At 57.7% G+C, this 18998-nt stretch carries 17 protein-coding genes; 9 read left to right on the plus strand and 8 right to left on the minus strand.

Annotated features, from left to right (window positions below):
• Positions 1–97 precede the first annotated feature (97 nt).
• The 5 genes from FHW68_RS17255 to FHW68_RS17275 all read right to left on the minus strand — a co-directional run bounded on the left by FHW68_RS17255 (position 98) and on the right by FHW68_RS17275 (position 3445).
• Positions 98–580: a hypothetical protein gene (locus FHW68_RS17255; RefSeq protein WP_095630488.1), complete on the minus strand. Its 483-nt coding sequence runs from the start codon at positions 578–580 to the stop codon at positions 98–100.
• The gene (locus tag FHW68_RS17260) at positions 577–1401 is read right to left on the minus strand and encodes a winged helix-turn-helix domain-containing protein (RefSeq protein ID WP_183681672.1); all 825 of its coding nucleotides are present in this window, start codon (positions 1399–1401) and stop codon (positions 577–579) included. Before FHW68_RS17260 ends, FHW68_RS17255 begins: the two co-directional genes overlap by 4 nt.
• A 377-nt stretch (positions 1402–1778) precedes the next feature.
• Entirely contained in the window at positions 1779–2120 is a 342-nt protein-coding gene (locus FHW68_RS17265; RefSeq protein ID WP_183681675.1) for a hypothetical protein, read from the minus strand.
• Between the two features lie 20 nt (positions 2121–2140).
• Positions 2141–2602: a hypothetical protein gene (locus FHW68_RS17270; RefSeq protein ID WP_095630491.1), complete on the minus strand. Its 462-nt coding sequence runs from the start codon at positions 2600–2602 to the stop codon at positions 2141–2143.
• A 162-nt stretch (positions 2603–2764) separates the two neighbouring features.
• Entirely contained in the window at positions 2765–3445 is a 681-nt protein-coding gene (locus tag FHW68_RS17275; protein ID WP_183681677.1) for a DUF3313 domain-containing protein, read from the minus strand.
• 710 nt (positions 3446–4155) lie between these two features.
• Between FHW68_RS17275 and FHW68_RS17280 the strand changes: the two genes are divergently transcribed.
• The 7 genes from FHW68_RS17280 (at position 4156) to FHW68_RS17310 (ending at position 14736) form a co-directional block, all read left to right on the plus strand.
• Positions 4156–6366 carry a bifunctional diguanylate cyclase/phosphodiesterase gene (locus FHW68_RS17280; protein ID WP_183681679.1) on the plus strand — a complete coding sequence of 737 codons (2211 nt, stop codon included), beginning with the start codon at positions 4156–4158 and terminating at the stop codon, positions 6364–6366.
• Positions 6367–6529: 163 nt separating this feature from the next.
• Complete coding sequence (locus FHW68_RS17285) at positions 6530–9529, plus strand: molybdopterin cofactor-binding domain-containing protein (RefSeq protein ID WP_183681682.1); 3000 nt, start codon at positions 6530–6532, stop codon at positions 9527–9529.
• On the plus strand, positions 9526–10332 hold the full coding sequence (locus tag FHW68_RS17290) for a xanthine dehydrogenase family protein subunit M (RefSeq protein ID WP_102615848.1): 807 nt from the start codon (positions 9526–9528) through the stop codon (positions 10330–10332). Before FHW68_RS17285 ends, FHW68_RS17290 begins: the two co-directional genes overlap by 4 nt.
• 2 nt (positions 10333–10334) lie before the next feature.
• A complete protein-coding gene (locus tag FHW68_RS17295) occupies positions 10335–10835 on the plus strand; it encodes a (2Fe-2S)-binding protein (protein WP_064596717.1) in 501 nt (166 codons plus the stop codon).
• A 5-nt stretch (positions 10836–10840) separates the two neighbouring features.
• Complete coding sequence (locus FHW68_RS17300) at positions 10841–12379, plus strand: AMP-binding protein (RefSeq protein WP_183681686.1); 1539 nt, start codon at positions 10841–10843, stop codon at positions 12377–12379.
• 19 nt (positions 12380–12398) lie between these two features.
• Positions 12399–13202 (plus strand): enoyl-CoA hydratase/isomerase family protein, encoded by an 804-nt coding sequence (locus FHW68_RS17305; protein WP_102615846.1) that lies wholly within the window; start codon positions 12399–12401, stop codon positions 13200–13202.
• Positions 13203–13383: 181 nt separating this feature from the next.
• Positions 13384–14736: an MFS transporter gene (locus tag FHW68_RS17310; RefSeq protein WP_102615845.1), complete on the plus strand. Its 1353-nt coding sequence runs from the start codon at positions 13384–13386 to the stop codon at positions 14734–14736.
• On the opposite strand, the gene FHW68_RS17315 is transcribed toward FHW68_RS17310, so the two are convergent.
• Positions 14729–15514: an alpha/beta fold hydrolase gene (locus FHW68_RS17315; protein ID WP_183681689.1), complete on the minus strand. Its 786-nt coding sequence runs from the start codon at positions 15512–15514 to the stop codon at positions 14729–14731. The two genes, FHW68_RS17310 and FHW68_RS17315, sit on opposite strands and share 8 nt — an antisense overlap.
• 90 nt (positions 15515–15604) lie before the next feature.
• On the opposite strand from FHW68_RS17315, the gene FHW68_RS17320 reads away from it, so the two are divergent.
• Together FHW68_RS17320 and FHW68_RS17325 are read left to right on the plus strand one after the other, a co-directional pair.
• On the plus strand, positions 15605–16576 hold the full coding sequence (locus FHW68_RS17320; protein ID WP_183681692.1) for an XdhC family protein: 972 nt from the start codon (positions 15605–15607) through the stop codon (positions 16574–16576).
• A gap of 188 nt (positions 16577–16764) precedes the next feature.
• Positions 16765–17619, plus strand: coding sequence for an AraC family transcriptional regulator (locus FHW68_RS17325; protein ID WP_150636601.1), 855 nt, complete (start codon positions 16765–16767; stop codon positions 17617–17619).
• A 103-nt stretch (positions 17620–17722) separates the two neighbouring features.
• Here FHW68_RS17325 and FHW68_RS17330 read toward each other — a convergent pair whose 3' ends face one another.
• Both FHW68_RS17330 and FHW68_RS17335 read right to left on the minus strand, forming a co-directional pair.
• Complete coding sequence (locus tag FHW68_RS17330) at positions 17723–18013, minus strand: DUF6388 family protein (protein WP_183681695.1); 291 nt, start codon at positions 18011–18013, stop codon at positions 17723–17725.
• 69 nt (positions 18014–18082) lie between these two features.
• Complete coding sequence (locus FHW68_RS17335) at positions 18083–18826, minus strand: SPOR domain-containing protein (protein ID WP_183681698.1); 744 nt, start codon at positions 18824–18826, stop codon at positions 18083–18085.
• Positions 18827–18998 lie beyond the last annotated feature (172 nt).

Genomic DNA, 18998 nt, shown 5'->3' on the forward strand with positions numbered 1-18998 from the left:
AAGCAGCCAGGAAAATCACCAAAACGGGAGGATTTTTAAGGGGGAGGGGGATTTGATTCAAATCAGTAATTATTATTTTTATTGTCTGAATGATGGTTTAGTGACTCATGCAACGCAAGCGGCCGGTTTCGTGTACATAAAAACATACGGCGTTGTCATCGGTGACAGGTATGAGCTCATAGTTTAGAACGGCGCCTTCCTGCAAGACATACTGGCGCCTGAAAAATAGATCGGGGGTCTTTTCAATGGCGAATAACTCGTTGTCCTGGCTCAGCTTAACGTTGTTGATTTTTATCTGGACGTGATGATTGCTTTCCCGGATAACATTTGCAGTGATGGTGGCGTTACGAATTTTTCCGTTCAGGTTTTCCAGAGAGGTTTGTGTTAGTCGGCCGTGCCCGATAGTCAGATACTCCTCAGTGTTGAGCTGATTCAAGTCTTCGAGCCATTGTCGGGTTATGGTCTGATAACTGATGTTTTCCATGTAATAAGATGGCGAATAAAGCAAAGAGAAAATGCAAGCGGCGTTGATGATTCCAAGCACTATCCAGTGAGTCATTGAAGGTGTTGTCAGTTTCATAGGGTTGCCTCAAGACATTGCCGGATCATCAGTGCGAGGTCTTTTTGAGCGCTATTTAATTGTAAGTTTGCTGTGCTTGAATCCGGGCGGACGCACGAAACGGAATAATTTGTTTTATAGAGATTCAGCCAGACCTGACCTTTTAAATGGGGCGAGGACTGTTGGATCTGTTTGGCCGAAAGATCCCTCAGTGATTGAGCCTCAGCGACCGAGTGGCCTACAGCATGGATGAACAGGTCGTTCTGTTTCAGGCTGGAAACTTCTATTTTTGGTGTGTCGAAGCCAGAATGGAACCCTGTGTAAACGCAAACTCCCAAGGTCAGGAAATAACCGATCAAATGGGCTTTTGTTATGTAATTTGATTTTTTGGTCTTTTCTGAAAGTCGCGGAAGATCATCATCACGCCCGCTTGGCGGTAGTTCTTCAATGACGGGCGCGCACGGCTGCACCGCTTCATCTGCTGGCATCGGCAACGCTGCCTGGGCATCGACTACATATTGACGATTGAAGCAATATCCTCTTCGAGGAACCGTCATCAGGATTTCGTGATCTCGACTGTCGTTAAGAATGTTTCTAAGTGAAAAAACGGCCTGGTTCAAACTGCCGGAGGCAACGACGCGGTCATTCCAGGCGTAGTCGGTAATCTCCTCACGGCTTTTGGTCTGACCGGGCTCCATAAGCAGCAGATCCAGTAGACGTGATTCAGCTCTACCTATCGTGGAGGTTTGAACATCGCCATAGAGTGTCGTGATGGAAAGCAAGGCGGTATCTGGGTCGAAAAGGGCCATGGCACCATTTTTCAACTTGAAGGCGTAGCGCATGGGAATCCTCCGTTCAGTTGGTTCTGGCTGAGTATAGAGACGGATTGAGAGGCTGAGTTAGACGCAATACGTGCTTGTCGGGGGAGATGAACGACTATTTGCGGACAAGCGCGGAAGGGGCAATCAGGTCTTGCAGACAATGCTGGAATAGCTCTCGGAAATGTCACTGGCGTCAAGCAAGGGTAATCCACGGGGTTTCAATCGGGGGCGGTCATGATGCTTGGTATGAGTATCTCGCGCTATCCGAAAACTGCAAGGCAGAGCCATGCATGCCTTGCAAATATCAAGAGGCAGGGCGTCCCTGAACATGTTCTCACGACAAGGTCAGGGCAGGATGGAAAGGAAGGGGAGTGAAATGACTTCAGGGGAGGGCGAGTCTACAGGCATTCCAGCGCCGCACGCTCAAGACTGGATACTAGAAAGGTCGAGGCTGTCAGTGGGCGCTCGTATAGATACACCTTGGTACCATTTTCTGCCTTGTAAGCCGCCAGCACGTTGTCGACTGCTACTTGGCTCGACATCACGATCGTGTAGCTGCGATTGTTGCGAGATACGGTCGGATTGAGTTTGTTGTCTTTCAATTTCGGTTCGACGCAATCGACATATTGTTCCGGTGACTTGTCTGTTTGCAGGGTTGAAGTCGGGGTGTTCGGGGAGAAAGAACAACCGGTCAATAGCAAGGAAGCAAAGGTAACCACGGGTACAAAAAAGACATGCATCGGTAGAGACCTCAAGTGGATCAAGGCAAAACGTTGTAGCCGCGCTGTTGCAGGCAACTGCTGTACACGGAGTTGTTGGCGGTGATGTTTTGCTCGGTGGCGGCAAGATTCTGTCTGCGCTCCTGACGTTGTCTTGAGGCGCCGACCACCACGCCGGCCGCAGCGGCACTGCGCGCACGGTTCTGGCGATAGTCCTGCTTGATATCGTCGTCGATCTGGTCATAAACGTCGTCATGTTGCCGGCCGCGAACCTGCGCGGCAGTGGCGCCGGCGATCGCGGCTGTGGTAGCGCCTTTTATCCGACCTCCGGACGGCACTGTGTTCTGTGTCGGAAATTGAGCATTGGCTTGTGCCTGGCAGGCACTGGTGTCTTGCTGAATGCTCTGGGAGGTCTGGTTTTTGAGTGGAACCAGCGTTACCGCCAAGGCACCAGAACTGGCGAGCAACAGGCAGGCCGATAAGGTAAGGGTCGATATTTTCATCAAGTCGGACTCTCGCCAGGCGACATCATGGGGCCTGACAGATTGTTCAGAGATACGCAGCGTGACCGCCGTTCCGAAACCCCATGCCCGTTTGCTCGCAGTGCGAAACCAAGACAATGGATGGCAGGCAAGTCAACGTTGCCATGGGGTATCCCGTGTCAGCTACTGTTTGGAAAGCATGGCCTGCATGTCGGTCGTCACGGTTTTGAGTGCGACTTTGAAGTCATTGGCGCCTATTGGCTGACTGGCATTTTTCAATGTCTCGCCGAACACCTTGCGAACCACCTTGACGACCGGCAAACCGGTTTTGGCATCGATCAGGTCCATTTCGAGATACAACTCGGCAGTTTGATCACGATGGCCGGTGGCTGCTTGCGTGGCCCCGACGACAGCTGCGATCGGTACGGCCTCATACCAATGCATGCCCTCGTTGTTGGCGCTGACGTGAGTGATCGCCGCCTGCAGGATCAATGTCCGTGAGTCGGCCGGTGCTTGCTGCACATTCGAGACAATCGTATAGGCGGGGACCAAGGCGTTTCGGACACTGTCGCTGGCCATGATCTGTACATCTTCCAGGGTTTTCAGGTTGACGCGCGCAGTGGGTATGGGCGCTGGATACAACTCAACCTCCGTGAACACGACAGTGGAATAGGCATGGGGATCAAACCCTGGCGCGACCCAGCGCATCACCTTCTGTTCACTCTGCGTCGTGTGTTCTTCCAGTCCCTGATAATTGGGCAGAAAGCCCGAATATTGTTCTTGTTGCGCCACCTTCGAGACACACCCGACTTGAAACACGCAGCTCAAGGCAATCCCCACAATCCATTTATTCGACATGCTCATGTGTTCTGTTCTCAAGTAATGAAAGTTGCTGTTCAGATTTCTGCCCCCAGTACTGAGCGACGCATGGCTGGCGCCTGCACGTCGGTCGATACGGGGCGGATACTGCCCGGTAAGGGCCGGATAATCCGAATCAATAACCCTCAAAAACTATTAAAAGCGTCACTGTGGGTGCCGCAGCAGTGTTGTAAGCGCGGAGCCTGAGTTTGAGTTGAACGTAGATGAATGGAATGAGTAGGGGCAACGGCGCCGCATTACCAGCTGGCAGCAGCCACTTCATTCAATGACTCGCCATGAACACGGATGGCCCGTTGACAGAGCATTTTTCTGGAGTCGCAAGAAAGAACCTTTGGTAGAAGTTCCGCTCTGACACATCATTTAACAAGTGGGCCATGTCATATGTTCATAGGCAGGCCGTTACTATGTTCTGCGGCACGTCCGAAGGCTAATGGCATGGAAATGTTCATGGGTCCAAGTTCATGGAAACCGGGCTGCAGCTTCCGAACTGTCCGGCCCAGCAGAACGGAGCACCCCGACCATTCCAGCCAAACGGCGGCAATCTGATACCGTTTTTTATGTTGGATCTGAGCCTTTTTTTTGCGGGTCGGTGCTCTATAGAGTGCGCGTCCGACGCACTAGTGGACAGTGATCGGCCGCCCACTGTTTCAGGCTCTCTGAAGACCGGACGACCTCGAGAGTCTTCAGGAACCACCATGAATACTCGTCCGAGCTTTCACAGCAAGACCTTCCCCGAGTCGCAACGTGACATTCTCGGCATGATCGCGACCGACCATCATCTGGGCGACATACTCTGCGCCATCTGTCAGATGCACGACGCACAGACCCCCGAAACCTTCTGCTCTATCCTGCTCACTGATGCCGAGGGCAAACACTTGCTAAGCGGGGCGGCGCCCGGGCTGCCGGCCGAGTACAGCGAGGCGATTCATGGAATGGCCATTGGTCCACAGGAAGGAACCTGCGGCACCGCAGCATTCCGGCGCGAGCTTGTGGTCACCGAAGACATCGCCCAGGACCCAAACTGGGAGCGTTTCCGCAGCCTGGCGCTGGGGCATAACCTGCGTTCCTGCTGGTCGGTGCCGTTGCTCTCCCATCAAGGAAACGTGTTGGGTACATTTGCCCTGTACCAGAACCGCGCCCATGCGCCGGACGAGGCGCAGATTCAACGATTGGCCTTTGCAGCCCAACTGGCAGTCATTGCGATCCGCCGCGAACGTGACGGCCAACGTCTGGAGGAAAGCGAACAACGTTTTCGATCATTGTTCACCTACAACCCCAACCCGGTGTTCGCCCTCGATCTGGCCGGCAACATCCAGAGTGTGAATCCGGCAGGCCTGAAGCTGAAACCGCACACCGCAACCGATTTCCTCGGTCATCACTTTTCCCGCCTGTTGCTCGAAGAAGACCTGGAACGGGTCAGTCAGCATTTTTCCGCAGCCCGCGCTGGAGAGCCTCAACGCTTCGAGGCACGGCTTCTCGACGAGAGTGATAAATTGCTGACCATGGACATTTCCAACCTGCCGATCATGGTCAACGGAGAGATCGTCGGGGTATTTGGCATAGCCCGAGACATCAGCGAGCAGAAGCATTTCGAGCGCCAATTGAGCTTCAATGCCAGCCATGACCGGCTGACCGGTTTGCTTAACCGTGTTTCGCTTGAAGACCGGCTTGTTCTGGATTGTCACATCAGTCGTCGGCGTAAGCGTCGTCTGGCGGTGATGTGCATTGATCTGGATGGATTCAAATCCATCAACGATTCGATCGGGCACTACTTCGGCGATCAGGTGCTGATTGAGGTGGCGCAGCGTATGATCCGGCAGGTTCGTCCCGGCGATACCATCGTGCGCATGGGCGGTGACGAATTTATCGTGCTGCTGCCGGACCTGCTTCGTGATGAGGACGTTGTACCGGTGGTCGAGCGCTTGATGGCCAGCATTGCCAGAGCCTACTGCATCCAGGGCATTGACCTGCACGTGAGTGCAAGTATCGGCATCACCCTGAGCGATGGTCACATCGAGCAGCCGATGCAACTGATCCAGCAGGCTGACATGGCCATGTACAAAGCCAAGCAGCAAGGGCGCAACAATTTTCAGTGGTACACCAGCGATCTTAATCAGCGCGTTTGCGAGCACGCGAGCCTGCGCAATGACCTGCAAAAGGCTATCGAAACTCAGTCGTTCAAGCTGCATTATCAACCGCAGATAGACGCGCGCACGGGTCGGGTGGTCGGGATCGAAGCGTTGCTGCGCTGGGAGCATCCGGAAAAAGGATTCATCTCACCAGCGGTGTTTGTGCCAGTGGCAGAGGACAGTGGTCAGATCATCCCGCTGAGCCTTTGGGTTCTCGATACGGCCTGCGCGCACTTGCGCCAGCTAGGCGAGCAGGGCGTAACCGGCATCTCGATGGCGGTGAATATTTCGCCAATGCATTTTCAGCGTGGCCATTTCGTCCAGTGTGTCCAGGCCACCCTGGAGAAACACGGTCTGCGTGGTGAGCAGCTGGATCTGGAGATCACCGAGTCGCTTCTGTTGCATAACGCTGAACAGGCGATCGACACGTTGTGCCGGCTCAAGGCGTTGGGTGTGCGCATTGCGCTCGATGATTTCGGCACCGGTTTTTCCAGCCTCAGCTACCTCAAGCGTTTGCCCATCGACAAGATCAAGATCGACCGCTCGTTCATCCAGGAAATCGCCACCGACCATCACGATGCAGCGATCACCCAAGGCATTATTTCCATGGCCCATCACCTCAGCCTTACGGTGGTCGCCGAAGGCGTGGAAACAGCGTTTCAGGTGGATTTCCTGAAGGGCAGTTGCTGCGATATTTTTCAGGGGTATTTCTTTGCCAAACCGATGCCCTATGCAGAAGTCGAAGCTTTCCTGAGGCTTCCCGCGTCCCATCCCTGACCGGCAATTCTGTCTGGTCCCAGACCTGAAAATCAGACGCTAAGGCAAATTTTCAGACCCCAGCGCAGAACTCCCTCTCCCCAGGCAAGGCGCTCCCTGCGCCTTTCTCACACACTCGGCTCTAACGCTATCGCGCTGCAAAACAACAAGAGCCGCGAAAAAAATGACTAGTTTCCAACCTGCTACCGAAAGCCAGACCGGCCACATCGGCGCCCGTCAGACCCGTGTCGAGGACGCCGCATTGTTGCGCGGCCTCGGCTGCTATGCCGATGACGCTGCGATCCCTCCGGGTACGCTACACGCGGCGATCATCCGTTCACCCCACGCTCATGCGCGGATCACCTCGGTGGATTTTTCCAAAGCGCTGCTGATGAAAGGCGTGCACGGCGTGCTGGTTGGCGAAGACGTCAAACGCTGGGCGCTGCCGTTTCCGGTGGGTGTGCGGCAGCCGATGGAGCACTGGTGCGTCGCTGTGGACAAGGTGCGCTATGTCGGAGAGCCGGTGGCCGTGGTGATCGCTGAGAGCCGCTATCTGGCCGAGGACGCCATCGAAGGTGTGCGCGTTGATTACGAGCCGCTGCCCCCGATCATCGATCCCGAACTGGCCACCGCCGAACAGGCGCCGATCCTGCACGAAGCAGTCGGCAGCAACGTGGTCAACGAACGGCACTTTCGTTATGGCGAGCCGGAGCAGGCGTTCGAGCAGGCGCCGCACAAGGTCTCGCTCAAAGTGAAGTTTCCGCGCAGTTCCTGCACACCCATCGAATGCTATGTGGTGCTGGCTCAGTACGAGCGCGCCACCGGCATTTATGACGTGCTGGCCAATTTTCAGGGCCCCTACGCGTTGCACACGGTCATGGCCCGGGCACTGAATGTGCCCGGCAACCGCTTGCGTTTGCGCACACCGAAAGATTCCGGCGGCAGCTTTGGCATCAAGCAAGGGGTTTTCCCTTACGTGGTGATGATGGGCCTGGCGTCACGCAAGGTCGGTGCCCCAGTGAAGTGGGTCGAGGACCGTCTGGAACATCTTCAGGGGGCTTCTTCGGCGACCAATCGGGTGACCGAAATTGAAGCGGCGGTAGAAGCGGATGGCCGCATCACCGCTTTGCGTTATGACCAGATCGACGATTGTGGTGCCTACCTGAGAGCGCCTGAACCGGCGACGTTCTACCGCATGCACGGCAACCTGACGGGGGCCTACGCGATCCGCAATTTGCAAGTGCGCAACCGAGTGGTGCTGACCAACAAAACCCCTTCCGGCCTGAACCGTGGTTTTGGTGGCCCGCAGGTGTATTTCGCCCTTGAGCGGCTGTTGCAACACATCGCCGTGCAGTTGAAGCTTGATCCGTTGGACGTGATCCGCCGTAACCTGGTGCCGGCCGATGCCTTTCCTTATCGCGCGGCCGCCGGTGCGTTGCTCGATTCCGGCAATTACCAGGCAGGCATTGCCCTGGCGGCGGCTGACGGTGGACTCGACGAGTTGCTCCAACGTCGTGATCAGGCGCGTGCCGAAGGCCGGATCTACGGCATCGGTTATGCCGCCGTCATCGAGCCTTCGATTTCCAACATGGGCTACATCACCACCGCGATGACACCCGAAGAGCGGCGCAAGGCCGGTCCGAAAAACGGTGCTGTCGCAACCGCAACCATCAACGTCGGCCCGTTGGGTGACGTCAGTGTGCATGTGTCCTCGGCACCGCAAGGGCAGGGCCATCAAACCACTGTGGCTCAGGTCGTCGCCGAAGTGCTTGGAGTTGCGCTGGAGTCCATCGTGGTCAACGTCGAACTGGATACCCAGAAGGACGCTTGGTCGATTGCCTCGGGCAACTATTCCAGCCGCTTCGCCGGTGCTGTGGCCGGTGCCGTCTACAAGGCGGCGCTAAAGATCCGCGATCGACTCGCCGCGATTGCCGCCGAGCAACTGCAGGCCAGCCCCGAAGATATTCGTTTCGCGGGCGGCAAGATTTTTGTGGTCAATGGCGGGGCGGTGGCGCCATTCCATCGGATTGCTGGTGCGACCCACTGGTCGCCAGGCCTGCTGCCGGAAGGTGAAAGTGGCGGTCTGCGCGAAACCGCGTTCTGGAGCCCGCCGCAATTGGTGGCTCCGGACGACCAGGATCAGGTCAACAGCTCGCTGTGCTACGGCTTTGTCTTCGACATCTGTGGTCTGGAAATCGACCGCATGACCGGCGAGATCCACATCGATCGCTACGTCACCTGCCATGACGCCGGCCGCCTGCTCAACCCGGCGCTGGTCGATGGCCAGATTCGTGGTGGCTTCACCCAAGGCCTCGGCGCGGCGCTGATGGAAGAATTCGCCTATGGCGAGGACGGCAGTTTCCTCTCCGGGACCTTCGCCGATTATCTGGTGCCGACCGCACCGGAAGTGATCGAACCGGTGATCCTGCACATGGAAACGCCATCGCCCTTCACCCCGCTGGGCGCCAAGGGTGTGGGCGAGGGCAACAATATGAGCACGCCGGTGTGCATCGCCAACGCGGTGGCCGACGCCCTCGGTCGCTCGGACATCCGTCTGCCACTGACGCCATCGAAAGTACGCACGCTCATCGGGATCGACGAGCCGCCACGGCCCGCCGGTATGGAGTCCGATGAAAACCTGGACGCAGCACCTGCCGGTGGACCGGCACTGCGGGCCAACGACTCGGTGGTGATTCCTGCTTCGCCGCAACAGGTCTTCGATACCTTGCTCGACCCGCAGACGCTAGCGGCGATCATTCCCGGTTGCCACGACCTCGTGCTTGAAGGCGAAAACCGTTACCGCGCAGACGTCACCGTCGGCGTCGGCATGATCCGTGCGCGCTTCGAGGCCAAGGTTGCCCTGAGTGATCTGGACCCGCCGCATTCATTGCGTCTGTCCGGTTCCGGCAGCAGCTCGATGGGTTCGGCCCAGGGTCAGGCCAAGGTGCGTTTCGTCCAACTGGAAAATGGCCACACACGTCTGGAATACCAATACCAAGTGGCGGTCAGCGGCAAAGTCGCCGCGGTCGGCGGCCGAATGTTGCAAGGGGCCTCGAAAGTGATCATCGGACAAATCTTTACTCGCCTGTCGCAACGGGTCAGCGGCCAAGCCATCTCCACCGGCTGGTGGGCGCGACTGCGGGCCTCGCTTGGCGCGCTGTTTGGCAAGGGAGGTGCGCAATGAAACCGGCTGCTTTCGATTACGTTCGGGCTGACACCCGTCGTCAGGTGGTTGAGTTGCTCGCCGAGTACGGCCAGGAAGCTCGCATCATCGCCGGTGGCCAATCGCTGATGGCGGTGCTGAACATGCGCCTGGCTCAACCCAAGTTACTGATCGATATCAATCATGTGGCTGAACTGGCCTATATCGAACTGCGCAAGGATTGCCTGGCGGTAGGTGCCGGGGTACGACAGGCGCAGTTGCTGGCGCGTTCGACCCTGATGGACGAGGTGCCTTTATTGGCACTGGCGATGCCCTGGATCGGTCACTTCCAGACGCGTAATCGCGGCACCGTCTGCGGTTCGGTGGCTCACGCCGACCCCAGCGCCGAGTTGCCACTGTGCCTGGTGACGCTGGGCGGCGAGATCGTTCTCGAGTCGAAAAAAGGCAAGCGCATCGTCAAGGCTGCCGACTTCTTCCAAGGCATTCTCACCACCGACAAGCGTGCGGATGAACTGGTCGTCGAGGTGCGTTTTCCGCTCAAGCGCGAAGGCATCACCTATCGCTTCCGCGAAATCGCCATGCGCCACGGCGACTTTGCCATTGTCTCCCTGGCCGCGGCCATCGGCGCGGATCAGGTCGAGCTTGGCATCGGCGGGGTCGCCGACCGTCCACAACGTCGTAGCCTGCCTCGTGGTGCCGCGCTGCCAGACGCGCTCAATCAAACCGCCTGGTCGCTCGACGCACAAGACGATGTGCAGGCCAGCGCTGCCTATCGCCGCCAACTAATTCGCGAGCTGGGTCATCAGCTGATCGAAGGAGTCTGAACATGCGTGTAACTGCCGACCAAACCTTTCCGATTCGCCTGGAACTCAATGGCCGCTCCCGCGAAGCCCTGGCTGAACCGCGAACCCAACTCTGCGACTTCCTGCGCCACGACCTCGGTGCCACCGGTGTCCATGTCGGATGCGAACACGGTGTCTGCGGTGCCTGCACGGTGCTGGTGGACGGAGTCGCGATGCGTTCCTGCCTGATGCTCGCGGTACAGGGGCACGAGCGGCGTATCGAGACCGTCGAGTCCTTGGCCGACGACGACACACTGAGCGACCTGCAACAAGCCTTTCGCCGTCATCACGCCTTGCAGTGCGGCTTTTGCACTGCGGGCATTCTCATGTCCTGCGTGGATTTCCTGGAACGGGTACCCAACCCGGACGAGACCCAGGTACGCGACATGCTTTCGGGGCATCTATGTCGCTGCACGGGCTACACCGGCATCGTCCAAGCCGTGCTCGAAGTCGCTGCCCAGCGCCAAACGAACGAAGGGGTATAACAACAATGTTCGATCTCGGACGCAGTTTCCTCGCTGCCGTTGAACGCCGGCCGCACGCCGTGGCGGTCAGTGACGGTGCGTTGAAGAAAACCTATGAAGACTGGTTCGTCGATATCCAGAGTGCCGCTTGTGGCTTGCAATGCCTTGGGCTGCAACGCGGTGATCGACTGCTGGTAGCGATGCAAAACCGCTGGCAGATGGCAACCCTGCATTGGGCCTGTCAGTTTGCGGGCATCGTCATGACCCCGTTGAACTGGCGTTCGACCGCCGATGAACTGGGCTACTGCATCGAAGATGCGCAAATCCGTGCAGTGGCTTACGACGATGCTACCGTGACCGCCGTGGCCGGTTGCAGTGCCGCCACAAGGCTGCCACGGATCGCCACCGGTCTGCGTGCTGCCAACACCGACCTGAGTTTCGAGGAACTGTGTTCGCAGACCCCCTCCGGCATCATTTTGCAGGCCGACGCCGAAGATTTTTCACTGCTGCTGTACACCTCCGGAACCACCAGCAAGCCCAAGGGCGTGCCCCGTCGGCACCGTTGCGAACGTGCCGCGGCGGTGGCCCACGTCGCGCAAAACCTCTACCGCCAGAGCGAATGTACGCTGGGGGTCATGCCGCTTTACCACACCATGGGCGTGCGTTCGTTGCTCTCCATGGCGCTGATCGACGGACATTTCGTCTGTGTGCCGAAGTTCGACGTGGAAGCCACGCTGCAGGCCATCGAACGGGAAAAGGTCAGCAACCTGTACCTGGTGCCGACGCTCTACCACATGCTTATCGAGCACCCGGCCTTTGCCCGCGAGCGAGTCGCCAGTGTGGAGAAAATCGGCTTTGCGGGTGCGCCGATGAGCGACGGCTTGATGCGTCGCGTCGAGCAGGCGTTCCAGCCGCAGTTATTCGTCAATCATTACGGCAGCTCGGAGATCTACACCTTCACCATCGACCAGCAAGCCAGCCGCAAACCCGGTTCGTCAGGGCGCAGTGCAATGAACCAGCGCGTGCGCGTGGTGCCGATCGATGCTGAAACGCCGGACGTGCAGGTCAACCCAATGGAGGAGGGCCAGATCATCGCCGACCTGGCGAGTGACGAGGCGTTCGAAGGCTACCTGAACCGCCCCGAAGCGACCGCCAAGGCCTTGCGTGATGGATGGTATTTCACCGGTGACATCGGCTACTTCGATCTGGAGGGTGATCTGTTCGTCACGGGGCGTGTCGATGACTTGATCATCACCGGCGGCGAAAACGTCAGCCCGGCGGAAATCGAAAACATGCTCTCTCTGCACCCGGCAGTGGAAGAAGTGGTGGTGGTCGGTCTGCCCGACGAGCAGTGGGGCAAGATCATTGCCGCGTTTATCAAGCTGCGCGCCGAGGTCTCGGAAGACGACCTCGATGCCCATTGCATCGCTTCGGGCCTGGCCAAATTCAAGCGGCCACGGCGTTACCAGTTCATCGATCAGATTCCAAAATCTCCAGTCGGCAAGGTTCTGCGGCGCGTGCTGCTGGCCCAATTCCAGGAACAGGCCTTGAAGGCCATCAGCTAATCATCCAGAGGACACTCTCATGCAACAACAAGCGATCCAGCAATTTCTCGACACTCAGTTCGATGGCTTCCAGGTTGAAGTCGATGTGTCCCGCGAGCGCGCCGACATCATCCTCAACAGGGCACCGTTGAACGTCATTTCCATGGGGCAGCGCGATCAATTGCGCCTGGTCTTCGAAGCCCTCGATGCACACAAAGACGTGCGCGTCATCGTGCTGCGCTCGGTGGGTGAACACTTCTCCAGCGGCGGCGACATCAAGGGCTTTCTCGAAGCATCGCCGGAGCACGTTTCGAAGCTGGCCTGGAATGTCGCGGCACCGGCACGTTGCGAAAAACCGGTGATCGTTGCCAACCGTGGCTACACCTTCGGCGTCGGTTTCGAACTGTCCCTGGCCTGCGATTTCCGCATTGCTTCACAAACCACTCGCTACGCCTTGCCTGAGCAGAACCTGGGTCAGATCCCGGGCTCGGGTGGCTCCGCACGCCTGCAGAAAATCATCGGCATCACCCGCACCAAGCACATGGTGATGCGCGCCAAACGCATTACCGGCGACCAGGCCTACGCCTGGGGTATCGCGACCGAGGTCGTGCCGGATACCGAACTGGAAAGCACCGTCGACGCGTTGGTCGATGAACTGCGGCGCTTCTCGCCGTTGGCTCAGCGCACGGCGAAAAAACTGATCAACGATAACGAAGATGCGCCGCTGACCGTCGCGATCGAAATGGAAGGTCACTGCTATAGCCGTCTGCGTAGCTCCAAGGACTTCAAGGAAGGCGTTGAAGCGTTTCACAGCAAGCGTACGGCCGTGTTTATCGGCGAGTAAATCGTACTGGCGAGCGGGCCCGGGAGTATGTTGGTAACAGCGTACGCCTTACGGAGCAGGGCCTGCCGCCCCTTCAATGCAACTGAAAGGGCACATCAAGGTTTCACCGCTGACCTGCTGATTACTCGCAACCCGTGCACCGGGATGCAGAACGTTCGATCACCGTTTGTGTGAGGCAACCATGACTACGACAACAACAATAACTGCATCACCCTCCAGCGCCGCTTGCGATACACCACAGATTCCACCGGGCAAGGCCTTGCTCGCGGCATTTGCCTCGACATTCGGCTGGGCGCTGGATTTGTTCGACCTGTTCATTCTGCTCTACGTGGCGCCCATCATCGGCCGCCTGTTCTTCCCCTCGGACACCCCGACCCTGTCGCTGGCCGCGGTATATGCCTCGTTCGCCGTGGCCTTGCTGGTGCGTCCGCTGGGCTCGGCGATCTTCGGCGCGTATGCCGATAAACACGGCCGCAAGCGTGCGTTGATGGTGTCGATGGTCGGCGTCGGTATTTCCACGGCACTGTTTGGCGCGTTGCCGACCATTCATCAGGTCGGCATATTGGCCCCGATACTGTTTTTGGTCTTGCGGGTGATACAGGGCATTTTCGTGGGCGGCATCGTTGCCTCCACTCACACCATCGGCACCGAATCCATCTCGCCGCGCTATCGCGGCTTGATGTCCGGGTTGATCGGTGGTGCCGGCGCCGGTATGGGCGCGCTGTTGGCGTCATTCACTTATCTGGTGTTGTCGGAGATCTTTCCCGGGGAAGAATTTGACGTCTGGGGCTGGCGCTTCATGTTCTTCTGCGGCCTGCTAAGCACGTTTTTCGGTCTGGTGATGTTCCGTTACCTGGAAGAGACCCCGGTCTGGCAGCAACTGCAACAAGCGCGCAAAACCAAGGGACCGGCGGTAGTTGTCGTGTCGCCGCTCAAGCGTCTGTTCGGTCGCGAGTACCGCGGCGTGATGCTGGTCAACCTGCTGATTACGTTCGGAGGCGGTGCCACGTATTACCTGGCCTGCGGTTATCTGCCGACGTTGCTCAACGTGGTCGCCAAAGTGCCTCATGCGCAGACTTCGCAGATGCTCATGTACGGGTCGGTGGCAACCATTGTCGGAGCACTGGCCTTCGGTTACCTGAGCGACCTGATCGGTCGCAAGAAGACCTTCATGCTGCTGGGTGTGATCAACCTGGTGAGCCTGCCGATGATGTTTCTGGGTGTCGCCGAATCGGGTTCGCTGACCCGTACTGCGCTGTATTGCGTGGGTATAGGCTTCATAGGTGGGGCGATCATCGCGCCGATTCTGATCTTCCTCAACGAACGCTTTGCCACCGAGCTGCGAGCCAGCGGCACCGGATTGTCCTGGAACATCGGTTTCGCCCTCGGCGGAACCATGCCGACCTTTGTGTCCCTGGTCAGCGGCAGCCCGGCGCAGATCCCCATGGTGTTGGCGATGTTCGCCGTCGGTCTGTCGGTGATCTACCTGATCGGCAGCGTGGTGATTCCAGAAACCCAAGGCAATTTCAAGTAAAGGCGGGGAGGCGCTTCAGGAATTCGCAGATCAGCTGCAAGGTCTGCTCGGTCGCTTCGGTCTGGGGAAAGTGCCGACAGTTATCCAGCAACACACAGCGGCACGGTCCAGCGACCTGTCGCTGGATGACCACCAGTTGCTCGGGCGTGGCGTAGTGGTCTTCGCGACCCTGAATGACCAGCAACGGCTTTTCGATATAAGCCAACTGCGCTTCGAGATCATCCAAGGAAAAGTCCGGGTGCAACCAACTGTCGCTCCAACCGTGAAAAGCGCCATCGACATTTGTCCCATGGTGGCGTGCCAGGCGCTCGCGCAACTCGCCCTGATGCCAGGCCTCGGTGGTGTGGCGAATGCCATCGAGGCTCTCGGCCTCGACAATCACGTGAGGCGCCAGTGCGATGCTGCCCAACACGCGTGGATCGTTGGTGGCGGCATAGGCAAGGACGATGGATGCGCCGTCACTGTGACCGAGCAAGACCACTTGCGGCAGTTGCAAGGCATCGAGCAATTGCCGCAGTTCCCGAGGGCCGTCGCTGCTCAGGTAGTTCAGCGGACGCGGCAGGGTTACCGGGCTCGATTGCCCATAACCCTGACGGCTGTAAGTGACCACACCGTAACCGCTGGCCTGGGCCAGGCGCAGGGGGAAGTCTTTCCATTGGTCGGCGCTGCCGAGGCCTTCGTGCAACAGCACCAGTGTCGGTCGCGATGGGTCAGCCGGAGGCAGTTGGCGATGTTCCAGGCGCAGCGCCCCGAGTTGCAAAAACTGTTGTGGCGACATGTTGAATCAACGATTGAACAGGATTGCTCGCAGGTTACCGTAAACGTAACCCAGCATGCAGTACCACGCTTTGCTTGAGGTATAGAAAACATGCGCCATCTCGATGTTCAGGTGATCGACCAGGCACTGCAATGGGCTCGCGCCGGGCAGGCCCAGTGGCTGTGCACGGTGCTCTCCACCTATGGCTCGGCACCGCGTGCGCCGGGTGCGATGCTGGTGACCAATGGCACGGGCGAACACGTCGGCTCGCTGTCGGGTGGCTGCGTCGAGGAGGAGTTTCTCGAAAGCCTGACGCGCGGTGAATTACGCGAACCGGCGCAGATCGTCAGTTATGGCGACAGCGTCGAGCAACGCCACCGTCTACGATTGCCCTGTGGTGGTGTGCTGATCGTGCTGGTCGAGCACCGCGCTGCCAGTCTCGAATGGATCGCCCACCTGGAGAGTCTGCAAGCAGCGTTGCTGGGTCAGCGTCGTCTGCTGCGTCACGTCGAACTGAGCAGTGGTGCCTTGCGCCTGGACCCGGACACCGGACACGGCTGCGAGCGGGTGCAAGTCGTCGACGAAAGCGTGCGCATCAGCGTCGGCCCGGCGTTACGACTGATTCTGGCGGGGCTCTCGCCGGTCGCCGAATTCTGCGCCAGTTTTGCCCGCGCTATCGGCTGCGAAGTCATCGCCTGCGATCCCCGGGAAGAGATGCTGCAAGTACAACTCGAAGGTGTGGAGATGCAACGCGTGCTGCCCTCGATGTTCATTGCCGCCGGAGGTTGCCACGCGGCGACCGCGGTGGTGGCGCTGACTCACGATCCGCGAATCGATGACCTGGCGCTGATGGAAGCGGTGCACACTCCGGCGTTTTACATCGGCGCCATGGGATCTCAGGCAACGTCGGCCAAGCGCGCTGAGCGGCTGAAACGCATCGGTGGTCTGACGGATGAACAGATCGCCCGTTTACACATGCCCATCGGCCTCGATCTGGGCAGCAAGGCCCCGGCGGAAATCGCTCTGGCGGTGGTGGCCGATATCCTGCGCGTTTATCACGGCAAAGAACGCCATGCCTTGTAAGGCGGTTTTTCCGACGAACGTGGGGGCTGCGAAAGTCGAGGTAGACGCTCGGTCATTCGCGCGCGATAGTGGCCAGCCAAGTGTTGCTGAACCATGGACCGATCGACGGGCTTGTGAAATAGATAAGCGCCCCGATGATATGCATTGAGGCCGATAACGATATCGCTTCAAGCGAGCGGAGGAATCTGATGTCGATTGCCCAACGGGTTTTCCACGGCAGGTTTGGCCGGGTCGCCTTGCTGAATATGGATCATTCGCTGGTCACCCATACCCATTCCGAATGCCATGTGCTGGTCAAAGTGTCCGGCGAGGACACTTACTTCAACGTTAACGGTCGGCGGGTTCCGCTCAGTGATCGCACGGCGGTGCTGGTCAACGCCTGGGAGCCGCATTTCTACGATCCGCAGCCGGGTGCGGGTGCCACCGTCATCCTGGCGCTCTACATCGAGCCCGCCTGGCTGGCCACTGCCCAGCAGTCGCTGGCGCTCAGCGGTCGGCCGGACTTTTTTGCCCAATCATGCATCGAGCTGTCGAGTCGAAATCGCACCCTGGCCGACATCCTGGTCGCCGAAGCGCATGGTTGTGGGATCGTGCCGAAAGAGCGCTTGGAGTTCATGCTGTTCGACTTCCTGATCGAACTGATCGAGGACTTTTCCAGCTGGCGGCATTTGTCGCTGCTGGGTGCGCCGAACTCAAATGAGTTTCGGGACGCGCGCGTGCGCCGTGGCACCGCCTGGTTGCTTGAGCACCTCGATGATCCGAACCCGATCGACAACGCCGCGCGGGCTTGTGGTCTGTCTCGGGCACACTTCTTTGCGCTGTTCAAGAAAGACACCGGCATGACGCCGACCCTTTTGCTGAACGACGCGCGCATGCGCCGCGCTTTTGCCTGGCTTGAGCGTGAGCGCAGTGGAACGCTGGGTCTTTTGTCGGAGAACCTCGGGTTCTCCGAGCAAGGTCATTTCACACGGTTTTTCCGTCAGCACATCGGAGCTTCGCCCAGCCAGTATCGGCGTGTAGTGGATAGTTACGCGGCGGTTTGAATCGAGAGGAGGGCGGGGGTATTGGGCAATACTCCCGCCGATGAAGTTAGTCTTTTATCTTGAAACTGGCGGCTTGTATAGGCTACGAAAGTTGTAGGGTCTACTAATCGTCCAGAAAATCATAAATCTCTTTCATGCGTTCTTCACGCATCAACTCAAGCTCTTCCTTAGTTTCAGCCACCCACTGCAGAATGAAGTCCCAGCAATCGCAGTCGTGAGCATCCGCTTCTGCTTCAAATGCTTCTTGTAGAAATTTCAGGCGATATTCTTCTGGCGAAAGCCCGCAGTTTTCAGCGAGGTTGTAGTTCAGCTCGCTGAGTTCAAGCTGGATCCATAAGTTGGCGTCCAGGAATTTCTTCAGGGCGAGTTCGGCTCTAAGTTCTTTTGCGATCATGAATACACTCTCGTGTCATAAAACAGGTAGATATTTTTTTCGAGATCAGTAGCGCTACACAGGATTATGTCAATTTCCCGCCATCATCCATCCTCTAACACCATGACTTTCACTCAACTCTTTCACGACTCGAGCCGCGTCCTGCTTTTGTTTATACGGGCCAATGACGACAAAGTTGTTTTCTTTACGCGCTACCGGCAACTCCAACTGCTGAATGGCTTTTACTGCGCGATGGCGGCTAGGTGTATTCAATGCAATTTCGACCACCCATAGGCCGGATGAAGGCGTGATTGAAGCTTCTTTTTTAGTGTGGAAAATGTAGCCGCCACATGTCAAGCACGGGCGTTCCAGCGTGATCAGCGAGCCTGGTACTGTGCGAAAGGCATGCCATTGCGGATCAATGGTTTTTTTGCGGGCGAAGAGTGCCAGGAGCAGGCCGATAAAAGTAATCAGACCGCTGAGAATAATTGTCCATTTGTGTGCCTGTGTGGGCAATGAAGTCAGCGTAAGTACGGGTGTTTCGCCTGGCTTTTCGAGCAAAAACTGTACGGCGTCAGCCTCCGTTGAGTCGGGTATGCGGGATTCGTTTTTCGTAAGGTGTGCGAGCTCGTCAGAATGTATCGTACCGAGCTCTGTCGCAACTTTATTAGCGGTGTCATCGAGTAGTTGTTCGAACTTTGTCACTTTTTGCTGGATGTATGAATTGTCGACGTTATTTTGACAAATGGGTCCTGTGGACGAGTAGGTCCATAGAAGTGCTGATAGTTGCCCAAAAACGCCAGTTAACAGGAAGCCCAAGCCAAGCTTTCGCACAGCGGCCGTCTCCAAAGCAAGTGAATAGTTATTTGCCCCGTTTATTTCTGATAAACATGGTTCTTTTGTTGATCCTGGGATTGTCTAAATTCTTGAGCGCGTCAGTGTGCTCAAGCGCCAAAACTAGTTGGCTGCTTTATTGTTGTTGAAAGAACATCGGGCTTGCACTTTA

Origin of the sequence: Pseudomonas sp. Tn43 (assembly GCF_014192635.1) — a bacterium.
GTDB lineage: Bacteria > Pseudomonadota > Gammaproteobacteria > Pseudomonadales > Pseudomonadaceae > Aquipseudomonas.